Origin of the sequence: Mixta gaviniae (assembly GCF_002953195.1) — a bacterium.
GTDB classification, from domain to species: Bacteria; Pseudomonadota; Gammaproteobacteria; order Enterobacterales; family Enterobacteriaceae; genus Mixta; species Mixta gaviniae.
Genome location: NZ_CP026377.1, coordinates 2,465,473 through 2,478,259, shown reverse-complemented (window position 1 = coordinate 2,478,259; position 12,787 = coordinate 2,465,473). Strand labels below are relative to the sequence as shown.

Annotated in this window: 11 protein-coding genes; 7 read left to right on the top strand and 4 right to left on the bottom strand. The window is 53.5% G+C overall.

All coding sequences use genetic code 11. The annotated features are described in order from the left end of the window. Positions 1-119 precede the first annotated feature (119 nt). Together purU and C2E15_RS11485 are read right to left on the bottom strand one after the other, a co-directional pair. A complete protein-coding gene (gene purU / locus C2E15_RS11490; protein ID WP_104957491.1) occupies positions 120-968 on the bottom strand; it encodes a formyltetrahydrofolate deformylase in 849 nt (282 codons plus the stop codon). A 53-nt stretch (positions 969-1,021) separates the two neighbouring features. Beyond that, positions 1,022-1,480, bottom strand: a complete 459-nt coding sequence (locus C2E15_RS11485) for a YchJ family protein (protein ID WP_104957490.1) — start codon at positions 1,478-1,480, stop codon at positions 1,022-1,024. A gap of 109 nt (positions 1,481-1,589) precedes the next feature. On the opposite strand from C2E15_RS11485, the gene rssA reads away from it, so the two are divergent. The 5 genes from rssA (at position 1,590) to C2E15_RS11460 (ending at position 7,093) form a co-directional block, all read left to right on the top strand. Continuing rightward, positions 1,590-2,492, top strand: coding sequence for a patatin-like phospholipase RssA (gene rssA, locus C2E15_RS11480; protein ID WP_104957489.1), 903 nt, complete (start codon positions 1,590-1,592; stop codon positions 2,490-2,492). Between the two features lie 99 nt (positions 2,493-2,591). After that, positions 2,592-3,605, top strand: coding sequence for a two-component system response regulator RssB (gene rssB / locus C2E15_RS11475; RefSeq protein WP_104957488.1), 1,014 nt, complete (start codon positions 2,592-2,594; stop codon positions 3,603-3,605). A gap of 195 nt (positions 3,606-3,800) precedes the next feature. After that, positions 3,801-4,709 (top strand): UTP--glucose-1-phosphate uridylyltransferase GalU, encoded by a 909-nt coding sequence (gene galU / locus C2E15_RS11470; protein WP_104957487.1) that lies wholly within the window; start codon positions 3,801-3,803, stop codon positions 4,707-4,709. Positions 4,710-4,733: 24 nt separating this feature from the next. Continuing rightward, a complete protein-coding gene (locus C2E15_RS11465; RefSeq protein WP_104957486.1) occupies positions 4,734-6,074 on the top strand; it encodes a UDP-glucose dehydrogenase family protein in 1,341 nt (446 codons plus the stop codon). A gap of 14 nt (positions 6,075-6,088) precedes the next feature. Continuing rightward, positions 6,089-7,093, top strand: coding sequence for an NAD-dependent epimerase (locus tag C2E15_RS11460; protein WP_104957485.1), 1,005 nt, complete (start codon positions 6,089-6,091; stop codon positions 7,091-7,093). A 143-nt stretch (positions 7,094-7,236) separates the two neighbouring features. Here the strand turns inward: C2E15_RS11460 and hns are convergent, their stop codons facing one another. Then, on the bottom strand, positions 7,237-7,644 hold the full coding sequence (gene hns, locus C2E15_RS11455) for a histone-like nucleoid-structuring protein H-NS (RefSeq protein WP_038625860.1): 408 nt from the start codon (positions 7,642-7,644) through the stop codon (positions 7,237-7,239). A gap of 512 nt (positions 7,645-8,156) precedes the next feature. Here hns and tdk point away from each other — a divergent pair. Beyond that, a complete protein-coding gene (gene tdk, locus C2E15_RS11450) occupies positions 8,157-8,762 on the top strand; it encodes a thymidine kinase (RefSeq protein WP_104957484.1) in 606 nt (201 codons plus the stop codon). 193 nt (positions 8,763-8,955) lie between these two features. Here the strand turns inward: tdk and adhE are convergent, their stop codons facing one another. After that, positions 8,956-11,643 carry a bifunctional acetaldehyde-CoA/alcohol dehydrogenase gene (gene adhE / locus C2E15_RS11445; protein WP_104957483.1) on the bottom strand — a complete coding sequence of 896 codons (2,688 nt, stop codon included), beginning with the start codon at positions 11,641-11,643 and terminating at the stop codon, positions 8,956-8,958. Positions 11,644-12,123: 480 nt separating this feature from the next. Here adhE and C2E15_RS11440 point away from each other — a divergent pair, with 480 nt between their 5' ends. Then, positions 12,124-12,771 carry a YchE family NAAT transporter gene (locus C2E15_RS11440; protein ID WP_104957482.1) on the top strand — a complete coding sequence of 216 codons (648 nt, stop codon included), beginning with the start codon at positions 12,124-12,126 and terminating at the stop codon, positions 12,769-12,771. The last annotated feature ends 16 nt before the right edge of the window (positions 12,772-12,787 follow it).

The window sequence follows — 12,787 nt, the reverse complement described above, 5'->3', positions numbered from 1 at the left end:
AAGCGGGGCGCATCATACCAAATGAATCGATGCTGTAAAGCGCCCCGGGGAAAAAAGCGTATCGTTCGTCGCTTTTTTATTCATGGCGTCGCTTTGCTGACCAGTCGACGCCGTTTTCATCAAAGAATGATTGTGCGGTTGCCGTAAACAAAGACGCGCTGGCCCAGCACTTTATACAGTGCGCGGCTCAGCACATTCTTCTCTACGTCGCGTCCGGCGCGCATCATCTCTTCCGCGGTATAGCTGTGATCGACGTTAATCACATCCTGCATAATGATCGGACCTTCATCCAGGTTGTCATTAACGTAGTGCGCGGTAGCGCCGATGATTTTCACGCCGCGCTCGTACGCCTGGTGATAAGGACGCGCGCCGATAAATGCCGGCAGGAAGGAGTGGTGGATATTAATGATTTGATTCGGGTAGCGCTGCACGAACGCCGGGGTCAGCACGCGCATATATTTCGCCAGCACCACATAATCAGGCTGGTAGCGGTCGATCTGCTCCGCCATTTTATTGTCATGCTCTTCGCGCGTCAGGCCTTCATGGCTGACCAGCACGAAAGGAATATCGAAACGCTCAACCAGCGAGCGCAGCGTATCGTGGTTGCCAATTACCGCGGCGATCTCCATATCCAGCCCGCCGAACGCGCTTTTCATCAGCAAGTCGCCCAGGCAGTGCGCCTCTTTGGTGACCAGAATCACCACGCGGCGGCGTCCGGCGCACTGGAGTTCGCGCACTGAGCCCTGCGGCAGCGCGCCGTCGAGATCGGCCAGCAGCGTGGCGTCGTTGAAAATGCCTTCCAGCTCGGTGCGCATAAAGAAGCGCCCGGTGCGATGATCGACGAACTCGTTGTTCTGCACGATGTTTAGCTCGTGCTTGTAGCAAATGTTGGTGATCTTGGCGATAAGGCCCTTGGCGTCAGGGCAGATGGTTCGTAGTACTTTGCGTTGTAAACTTTGCGCTTGCATGAGTTATCAATCCTGTCGAAGCGGGATAGCAGTGAATCTGAACGGCACCAGCATTACTGGCCGCAACATTTTTTGTATTTTTTTTCGGAGCCACAGGGACAGCGGTCATTTCGACCCACCTGTGGTGCGGTTCCGTCAATATAGTACCAGCGTTGATCCTCACGGACAAAGCGCGAGCGTTCATGCACTGCGCCAGAACGTTGGTTTTCGCGGTAACGCGCAAAAAATGTCACATAAGCCTCATTATCATTGCCTCCCGCTTCGCAGGCGACGATGTTCAAGCTTTGCCATTCGGTATGGGCAAAACTTTCAGACAATGCCTGGCGCAGCGCCGCCGTGCGCTGGGTAGTGTGCCAGGTAGCCACGAGGTAATCGGCGTCCTGTCGGCTGTAAGCCGTGTAGCGCGAGCGCATTAACGCTTCCGGGGTAGAGGGAATGCTTTCGCCACTTAGATAGCGACCGCAACATAGGCTATACTGCAAACCGCTGCAGCATGGACAGTTTTCAGACACGTAGACTCCAGGTTTTGCAACAACAGGGCTAAAGACGTTATTTTACGTTATGTTATCTGACCCTGGCGATTAACGCCATTCAGTGAAGAAGGGTTAAAACAGGAATGCAATGAGACAGGTGAAAGTTGGACTGGCGCTGGGCTCAGGCGCCGCCAAGGGATGGGCCCATATCGGCGTGATCAACGCGCTGGAACGGGCTGGCATTCAGGTCGATGTGATCGCCGGCTGCTCCGTCGGCGCGCTAGTGGGCGCCGCCTGCGCCACCGGCCGTCTGCCGCTGTTGGAAAAGTGGGTAAGGTCGTTTAGTTACTGGGATGTGATTCGGTTGATGGACTTTTCATGGCGGCGAGGCGGTTTGCTGCGCGGGAATCGCGTATTCAACCATATTCGGCGTCTGATGCCCGATGAGTCTATCGAACAGTGTCATATACGTTTTGGCGCGGTTGCCACCAATCTTAGTACCGGGCGTGAGCTGTGGCTGACCGAAGGCGATCTGCATCAGGCGCTGCGCGCCTCGTGCAGTATGCCTGGCCTGCTGCCGCCGGTCGGCCATAACGGCTACTGGCTGGTGGATGGCGCGGTGGTGAATCCGGTGCCGATATCGCTCACTCGCGCACTGGGGGCAGATCTCGTTATCGCCGTTGATTTACAACACGATGCGCATCTTATGCAGCAGGATCTTCTCTCCGCATCGCCCACGCAACTGGCGCCGGAAGAGGATCTCACCTCCTGGCGCGCCCGGCTGCGCCAGCATCTCGCGCAGCGTCTGACGCAGCGACGTGCGATGCTTTCGCCCGGCGCGATGGAGATCATGACCACCTCTATTCAGGTGCTGGAAAACCGTTTGAAGCGTAACCGTATGGCGGGGGACCCGCCGGATGTATTACTGCAGCCCTATTGTCCCCAAATTAGTACGCTTGATTTTCACCGTGCAGAGGAAGCGATTGCCGCCGGAGAGGCGGCAGTTGAGAAAAAAATGGATGAATTATTACCGTTAATAAGAAGCCGGTAATGAAAATGGGTCAATCACACATGTTACTTCAGGCAATTCTGACAGGCACAAGTGAGCATCATGGACCACTATTGAGTTATCTGGCTGACGGGGGAAGCAATGGAAAAACCATTAACAGGAAAACAGATCCTAATCGTAGAGGATGAGGTCGTTTTTCGCTCCCTGCTGGAAAATTACTTATATTCGCTGGGCGCTCAGCTACTTGTCGCCAGCGATGGTCTCGATGCCATCGAAACGTTGCGCTTTCACCAACCCGATATGCTGATTTGCGATCTGGAAATGCCGCGCATGAACGGCATTAAGCTGGTGGAGCATCTACGCACGCGCGGCAATCAGCTGCCCATTCTGGTGATCTCCGCCACCGAGCAGATGTCCGATATCGCGCATGTGCTGCGCCTTGGCGTGCAGGATGTGCTGCTGAAGCCGATCAAAGATATGGAGCGCCTGCGCGAAGCGGTCTACGAGTGTCTCTATCCCTCTATGTTTACGTCGCAGGTCGAAGAGGAAGAGCAGCTGTTCCAGGACTGGGACGCACTGGTCAGCGATCCGAACGCGGCGGCCAAGCTGCTTAAACAGCTGCAGCCGCCGGTTCAGCAGAGCATCGCCAATTGTCGCATCAACTATCGTCAGCTGACGATGGCGGAACAGCCAGGTCTGGTCCTGGATATCGCCGCCTTATCGGACAAGGAACTCGCTTTCTACTGCCTGGACGTGACGCGCGCCGGCGATAACGGCGTGCTTGCCGCGCTGCTGCTGCGCGCGCTATTCAATGGTCTGCTGCAGGAACAGCTGTCTGGTCAAAAACAGCGCTTACCGGAATTAAGCAGCGTATTGAAACAGGTAAATCTGTTATTGCGTCAGGCTAATCTGAAAGGGCAGTTTCCATTATTAGTCGGCTATTATCACCAGCCCTATAAAAATCTGATTCTGGTGTCGGCAGGCTTAAACGCAACGCTAAACATCGGCGGGCAGGAAATACAGCTCAGCAACGGCGTGCCTTTAGGTACGCTCGGCAGTACACATCTCAATCAAATTAGCCAGCAGGGCAGCGCCTGGCAATGTCAGGTCTGGGGCAACGGAGGGCGGCTGCGGCTGATGCTGGCGCCTGAATAATAAGCGAATGCTTTTTATTTTTTGCGCCGCGCAGACAGCTGCTCCTCTACGCTTTACACTTGGGTAATAATCTTAATTTCGCCGGAATTAACTTAACCAGGATAAATCCGGCGCCCTTGAACTGATATACTCGTTTCGTTTTTTAAATCGACATATCAAGTATTAACTTGAACGGCCTATAAGAGAGGTATCTTAATGTCTGCCTATAAGTCAAAAGTAAAAAAAGCGGTAATCCCTGTTGCCGGTTTGGGAACGCGTATGCTGCCCGCAACCAAAGCCATTCCGAAAGAAATGTTGCCGCTGGTTGATAAGCCGTTAATTCAGTATGTCGTTAACGAATGTATCGCTGCCGGGATTAATGAGATTGTGCTGGTTACGCACTCCTCTAAAAACTCCATTGAGAACCATTTTGATACCAGTTTTGAGCTTGAGGCGATGCTGGAGAAACGCGTTAAGCGCCAGCTGCTGGATGAAATCCAGTCCATCTGCCCGCCACACGTGACCATCATGCAGGTGCGTCAGGGCATTGCCAAAGGCCTGGGCCACGCAGTTATGTGCGCGCATCCGTTAGTCGGCGACGAGCCGGTCGCGGTTATCCTGCCTGACGTGATCATCGATGAGTACGAATCTAATCCGACCAAAGATAACCTGGCGGAAATGCTGAGCCGATTCGAGGAAAGCGGCCGCAGCCAGATCATGGTTGAGCCGGTAGCCGACGTGACCGCCTACGGTGTGGTTGACTGCCAGGGCGCAGAACTGCAGCCTGGCGACAGCGCGCCGATGATCGGCGTGGTGGAAAAGCCGAAAGCGAGCGAAGCGCCGTCTAACCTGGCGGTTGTTGGCCGTTACGTGCTGTCTGCGGATATCTGGCCTCTGCTGGCTAAGACTCCTCCGGGCGCCGGCGGCGAAGTTCAGCTGACTGACTCCATCGCGATGCTGATGGACAAAGAAACGGTTGAAGCTTACCACCTGAAAGGCGTCAGCCATGACTGCGGCAACAAGCTGGGTTATATGCAGGCTTTCGTAGAATATGGCCTGCGTCATCCGTCACTGGGTAGTGATTTCAAACAGTGGCTGAACGATACAGTTGAAAATAAAAAGTAATTCACACAGCAACAGGATAAAGCAATGAAAGTCACCGTATTTGGTATCGGCTATGTGGGTCTGGTTCAGGCTGCGGTACTGGCCGAAGTCGGACATGACGTTCTTTGTATTGATGTCGACGAAAAGAAAGTCGAAAATCTGAAGAAAGGGATCATTCCCATTTACGAACCAGGCCTGACGCCGCTGGTTAAGCAAAACTATGAAGCGGGCCGTCTGAACTTCACCACCGACGCCGAGCTGGGCGTGAACCACGGCGTTATGCAGTTTATCGCCGTAGGTACGCCGCCGGACGAAGATGGTTCTGCCGATCTGAAATATGTCACCGCCGTCGCCCGCACCATTGCTCAGCATATGAATGAGCATAAAGTGGTGCTGGATAAATCGACCGTGCCGGTGGGCACCGCCGACCGCGTACGCGCCGTGATGCAGGAAACCCTGACCGCGCGCGGCGTAGACATGACCTTCGATGTGGTCTCCAATCCGGAGTTCCTGAAAGAAGGCGCGGCGGTAAGCGATTGTATGCGCCCTGAGCGTATCGTCGTCGGTACCGACAACGACGAAGTGGTAGAGCTGCTGCGCGAGCTGTATGAGCCGTTCAACCGCAACCACGATCGTCTGATCCTGATGGATATTCGCAGCGCAGAGCTGACCAAATACGCCGCCAACTGCATGCTGGCGACCAAGATCAGCTTTATGAACGAAATTTCCAACCTCGCGGAGCGCCTGGGCGCGGATGTCGAGAAAGTGCGCCAGGGCATCGGTTCCGATTCCCGTATCGGCTATCACTTTATCTATCCGGGCTGCGGCTACGGCGGTTCCTGCTTCCCGAAAGATGTGCAGGCGCTGATCCGCACCGCAGAAAATATCGGCTATAAGCCGCGTCTGCTGCAGGCGGTGGAAGATGTCAACGACGATCAGAAGATGAAGCTGCCAGCCTTTATCAAACGTCACTTCGGCGACGATCTGAAAGGGAAGACCTTCGCCCTGTGGGGTCTGGCGTTCAAACCGAACACCGACGATATGCGCGAAGCCTCCAGCCGCGTTCTGATGGAAACGCTGTGGGCTGCCGGCGCGACGGTGCAGGCGTTTGACCCGGAAGCGATGGATGAAGCACAGCGTATTTACGGCCACCGTGAAGACCTGAAGCTGATGGGTACCAAAGAAGCGGCGCTGCAGGGTGCAGATGCGCTGGTTATTTGTACCGAATGGCAAAACTTCCGCGCGCCGGACTTTGACGTTATTAAAAATGCCTTAAAACAACCCGTGATTTTTGATGGTCGTAACCTGTATGATCCAGAAAGAATCAGCAAACGCGGTTTTGTTTATTATGCAATTGGCCGCGGAGCGTCTATTAAAATTGCATAATTAATGAGGAAAATATGAACTATCTGGTTACCGGCGCGGCAGGGTTTATTGGTTTTCACGTTACCCAACGCCTCCTGTCGGCCGGTCACCAGGTTGTCGGCATCGACAACCTGAACGATTATTACGATGTAAATCTCAAACGTGCCCGTCTTAATCAAATCACCTCTTCCGATTTCACCTTTATTGAATGCGATTTAGCCGATCGCGATGCAATAGCGTCGCTGTTCGCCGGGCAGGGCTTTCAGCGCGTTATCCATCTGGGCGCGCAGGCGGGCGTACGTTATTCTATTGATAATCCGCACGCCTATGCGGACGCCAACCTTATCGGCCACCTCAATATTCTTGAAGGTTGCCGCCACCATAAAATCGAACATTTGCTGTACGCGTCCTCCAGCTCGGTTTATGGCTTAAATCGGAAAATGCCTTTCTCTACCGACGACAGCGTTGACCATCCGGTGTCGCTGTATGCCGCGACGAAAAAAGCGAATGAGCTGATGTCACATACCTATTCGCATCTGTATGGCATTCCCACTACCGGGCTGCGTTTCTTTACCGTATACGGTCCCTGGGGCCGCCCTGATATGGCGCTGTTTAAATTCACGCGCGCTATTATTGCGGGCGAAAGCATCGACGTATATAACAACGGCGAGATGCGCAGGGATTTCACCTATATAGATGATATTACCGAGTCGATCTTCCGCCTGCAGGATGTGATTCCGCAGCGGGATGAAAACTGGACGGTAGAGAGCGGTTCCCCGGCCACCAGTTCGGCGCCGTATCGGGTATATAATATCGGCAACAGCCAGCCGGTGACGCTGATGGGCTATATAGAAGCGCTGGAGAAGGCGTTAGGCATGCAGGCGCACAAAAACATGCTGCCGATGCAGCCGGGCGACGTGCTGGAAACCAGCGCGGATACGCAGGCGCTGTTTGATGTTATCGGCTTTAAGCCGCAGACGGGTGTGGAAGAGGGTATTAAACGCTTTGTCGAGTGGTACCGGGCGTTTTATAACGTTTGACGGGGGCGTCACCGGGATATAAAAAAAGGAAGCCATGAGCTTCCTTTTTTTATGGGTGTGGCCTGGTGAAACGAAGTACAACAAAAAGACCAATAAAAAACCCCATCGCGAAATGGGGTTAAGAGAAGCACCCTGAACAGGAATTACAGCAGAAAATCGTCCAGCTGTTTGCCTTCCTCTTCAATGGCTTTCTTGATCACCGCAGGAGTGCGGCCCTGACCGGTCCAGGTTTTAGTTTCGCCATTTTCATCAACGTACTTATATTTAGCCGGACGCGCAGCGCGCTTAGCTTTGCCGCTGGTTTTCGTCGCAGCCATGGTCTGCAGCAGTTCATTCGGGTCAATACCGTCAGCGATCAGCATTTCGCGGTACTGTTGAAGTTTACGCGTGCGCTCTTCAATTTCAGCCTGCGCCTGGCTTTCTTCTTCACGACGTTCGTTAACGATCACTTCGAGTTTTTCCAGCATTTCTTCCAGAGTTTCCAGAGTGCATTCTCTGGCCTGGGCGCGCAGTGTACGGATATTGTTCAGAATTTTAAGTGCTTCGCTCATTGTCCTAATCTCAAAATATATTGGGTGGGAGAAATGTTCTGCCTGATAATAATAGAGGTGGAAAAAAGGAACTGCAATAGTTAATTTTGTAAGAAATTCACAAACTCTTTTTAAAGTGAGATTTGCATAACGCAATTGGCGGAAAGTTATAGATGCCGCCAGCGAAAATAAGCGCGCTGCATTTAAACGATTACTTAAACACCCTTAGGCTTCAAAGGGGTTATCCGTTCAGCTTAACGCATTAAATCACCGCATAACGTAAAGCACAGGCGACAATAGCGGCAAAGGCGTCCGCTTCATCACCGCTTTAAAGGCGGCGTAATAACACCCCCGCCTGAGCTTTATCATTTAATGCGCCGGCCTTACATTATGTCCGGGCCGGGCAGGGCCGATAAACAACCGTTGCGGTTAATCGCGATATTGATATAGCGGTAATGCCTTCCCGCCCGGAAGGGCTGTGATACAATCCGCCCGGCTTTTTTCTGTTAACCCTTTTGGCGGAGTTCGCCCTTATGGCTCAGCTTTATTTCTATTACTCGGCGATGAATGCCGGGAAATCCACCGCATTGTTGCAGTCTTCTTATAATTATCAGGAAAGGGGGATGCGCACACTGGTCTGGACCGCAGAGATAGACGACCGCTTTGGCAGCGGTAAAGTCAGCTCGCGTATTGGCCTTTCTTCGCCGGCTAAATTGTTTAACAATCAGACTTTACTGATGCATGAAATTACTGAAGAACATGAAAAAAAGCCGGTACATTGCATCCTGGTGGATGAATGCCAATTTTTGACGCGCGATCAGGTGCGAGAACTTTCTGATGTTGTCGATTATCTCGATATTCCCGTGCTGTGTTATGGCTTGCGCACTGATTTCCTCGGTGAATTATTTAGCGGCAGCCAGTATTTATTAGCCTGGGCTGATAAGCTTATCGAATTAAAAACTATCTGCCACTGCGGGCGCAAAGCGGGAATGGTGCTGCGTCTGGACAGTAACGGACGGCCCTATGCCGAAGGCGAGCAGGTGGTGATCGGCGGAAATGAACGCTACGTTTCCGTCTGCCGCAAGCACTATAAAGAGGCGCTCGCCAGCGGCTTTTTAGCGCCCGTATCACCGCTATAAAGGGATAACTGCGGCTGGCAGGGTAACGCCGCTCAGAACGGCGTACAGCGCTTTTTGACGGGCCGGGCGTTAGCAGGCACCGTCGGGCCGCAACGCGCCGTGTGACGGCCCGTACGCAGGCCAGATAAATGCCAGACCCGAGCCGCAGCCATAAAAAAACCCGCCGAAGCGGGTTTTTTTGTTATACCTGAAATCAGGCTTTTTTCGTTTTCTTTTCAACTTTCGTCTGCTGAATCGGCTGCGCGCTAATCGCTTCAGAAACAGAGTCGAAAGGTTCTGCATATTCACGGCCGTAGAACGTATCCAGCATAATCTGTTTCAGCTCGGCGATCAGCGGGTAGCGCGGGTTAGCGCCGGTACACTGGTCATCAAACGCATCTTCAGCCAGCTTATCCACTTTCGCCAGGAAGTCAGCTTCCTGTACGCCCGCTTCGCGGATAGATTTCGGAATGCCCAGCTGCGCTTTGATCTCTTCAAGCCATGCCAGCAGTTTTTCAATTTTCTGCGCGGTGCGGTCGCCCGGGGCGCTCAGGCCCAGATGGTCGGCCACTTCTGCGTAGCGACGGCGCGCCTGCGGACGGTCATACTGGCTGAACGCGGTCTGCTTGGTCGGGTTGTCATTCGCATTGTAGCGAATCACGTTCGAAATCAGCAGGGCGTTAGCCAGGCCGTGCGGAATATGGAACTCGGAGCCCAGTTTATGCGCCATAGAGTGACATACGCCGAGGAAGGCGTTGGCGAACGCGATGCCGGCGATAGTGGCGGCATTATGCACACGTTCACGCGCCACCGGATTTTTCGCGCCATCGCGATAGCTGTCCGGCAGGTTCTCTTTCAGCAGTTTAAGCGCCTGCAGAGCCTGACCGTCGGAATATTCGTTCGCCAGCACGGAGACATAGGCTTCCAGCGCGTGAGTCACCGCGTCGAGGCCGCCGAAAGCGGTCAGCGATTTAGGCATATTCATCACCAGATTGGCATCGACAATCGCCATATCCGGCGTCAGCGCATAGTCAGCCAGCGGATATTTTTGACCGGTGGCGTCATCGGTCACTACCGCGAACGGCGTGACTTCTGAACCGGTGCCTGAAGTCGTGGTGATCGCGACCATTTTCGCTTTTACGCCCATTTTCGGGAATTTATAGATACGTTTGCGGATATCCATAAAGCGCAGCGCCAGCTCTTCGAAGTGGGTTTCCGGATGTTCGTACATCACCCACATGATTTTAGCGGCGTCCATCGGCGAACCGCCGCCGAGGGCGATAATTACGTCCGGTTTAAAGGAGTTCATCTGCTCGGCGCCTTTGCGTACTACGCTCAGCGTCGGGTCCGCTTCAACCTCAAAGAAGATTTCCGTTTCAATGCCGTGTGATTTCAGCACTGAGGTGATCTGATCGGCATAGCCGTTATTGAACAGGAAGCGGTCAGTCACGATAAACGCGCGTTTCGCGCCGTCGGTCGCTACCTCTTCCAGCGCAATTGGCAGCGAGCCGCGACGGAAGTAGATAGATTTAGGAAGTTTATGCCACAACATATTCTCAGCTCGCTTGGCCACGGTTTTCTTATTGATAAGATGTTTAGGACCGACGTTCTCCGAAATGGAGTTGCCGCCCCAGGAGCCGCAGCCCAGCGTCAGAGAAGGGGCCAGTTTAAAGTTATACAGATCGCCGATGCCGCCCTGAGAAGCCGGGGTGTTGATCAGGATGCGCGCGGTTTTCATTTTGTCGCCGAAGTAGTTGACGCGTTCGCGCTGGTTGTCCTGATCGGTATAGAGGCAGGAGGTATGACCGATACCGCCCATCGCCACCAGTTTTTCCGCTTTTTCCACCGCCTGCTCGAAGTTTTCCGCGCGGTACATCGCCAGGGTCGGGGAGAGTTTTTCATGAGCGAACGGCTCAGATTCATCCACCAGCTGCACTTCGCCGATCAGAATTTTGGTGCTGGCCGGTACGTTGATGCCCGCCATCTCGGCGATTTTTACCGCCGGCTGACCCACGATTGCGGCGTTAAGCGCGCCGTTTTTCAGGATGATCTCCTGCACCGCTTTCAGCTCGGCGCCCTGCAGCAGGTAGCCGCCGTGGCTGGCGAAGCGTTCGCGTACCGCTTCATAAACGGCATCCACCACGATAACGGACTGCTCAGAGGCGCAGATCACGCCGTTATCGAAGGTTTTAGACATTAAAATAGAGGCCACAGCGCGTTTGATATCGGCGGTTTCATCAATCACCACCGGGGTGTTGCCGGCGCCGACGCCGATCGCAGGCTTACCTGAGCTGTAGGCGGCTTTCACCATGCCCGGTCCGCCGGTGGCAAGGATCAGGTTGATATCAGGGTGGTGCATCAGCTGATTGGACAGCTCGACGGAAGGCTGATCGATCCAGCCGATAATATCTTTCGGCGCGCCGGCGGCGATAGCAGCCTGCAGCACGATATCCGCCGCTTTATTGGTCGCGTCTTTCGCGCGCGGATGCGGCGAGAAGATGATGCCGTTACGGGTTTTCAGGCTGATCAGCGCCTTGAAGATGGCGGTAGAGGTCGGGTTAGTGGTAGGCACGATACCGCAGATCAGGCCAGTAGGCTCGGCGATGGTGATGGTGCCGAAGGTATCGTCGGTTTCAAGAATGCCGCAGGTTTTTTCATCTTTATAGGCGTTGTAAATATATTCTGAAGCAAAGTGGTTTTTGATCACTTTATCTTCCACAATACCCATGCCCGATTCGGCAACGGCCATTTTAGCCAGCGGAATACGCGCGTCGGCAGCAGCCAGCGCGGCAGCGCGGAAAATGGTGTCGACCTGCTCTTGAGTGAAGTTGGCGTATTCGCGCTGTGCTTTTTTGACACGTTCGACGAGTGCGTTAAGTTCAGCGACATTGGTAACGGCCATAATGCTCTCCTGATGGAAGTTAAACTCTTTTAGTAAACGAGCCTGAACGGAAGCGGCTGGCCTGCGCGCGCGATGTAGAAGGTTTGCAGGTTGCGCCATTTGCGCTTTACTTACTCCATGCTGTTTACTGAAAGAGTTTTATGGCGATGGCGCGTCGGTAAGAGGAGGCGCCTCGTTATCAATTCCTTTTGATGGGATGAGCTTACCTGGAATGGGGTAGGCGCTTGTTGATTTAGATCAATATTCCTTGAAGCTGACACCATTCAGCATGGTTATTTTTTGACCTTCATCACAATAATCACAATGTATGGCGTTTACCGCGACCAGTGATATTTCACGCTGAAATATATTTCAGGATCACGATTTCTGACTGGCGATTACATTTAGACTGGATTTTTTAACGAACATATCGCGCTGGCGAAGCGCGATTTTTTACATTAGATTAAGGCGGTTATCATTGGCGCAGTCACGGAGCGGTGTGTGAATACCCTGGCACTGGATTTGTCCGGTTATATTAAGTTTTTCGTCGGCCTGTTTGCGCTGGTGAACCCGGTCGGCATTATTCCTGTCTTTATTAGCATGACCAGCTACCAGGCGGTAGCTGAGAGAAATAAAACCAATCTGACGGCTAATCTTGCTGTGGCCATTATTCTCTGGACTTCGCTCTTCCTGGGCGACGCCATCCTGCATATCTTCGGCATCTCTATCGATTCGTTTCGCATCGCCGGCGGCATTCTGGTGGTGACTATCGCGATGTCGATGATCAGCGGCAAGCTGGGTGAGGATAAGCAGAATAAGCAGGAGAAATCGGAAACGGCGGTGCGCGAAAGTATCGGCGTGGTGCCGCTGGCGCTGCCGCTGATGGCAGGGCCGGGCGCGATAAGCTCTACCATCGTCTGGAGTACGCGCTATCACAGCTGGGTGAATCTGTTCGCCTTTAGTGTAGCGATCGCGCTTTTCGCCTTTTGCTGCTGGCTGCTGTTTCGCGCCGCGCCGATGATGGTGCGGCTGCTCGGCCAGACCGGTATTAACGTCATCACCCGTATTATGGGGCTGCTGCTGATGGCGCTGGGCATCGAGTTTATCGTCACGGGCATGAAGGCCATTTTCCCCGGCCTGCTTAGCTAACGGCTTCTTCAGCCCG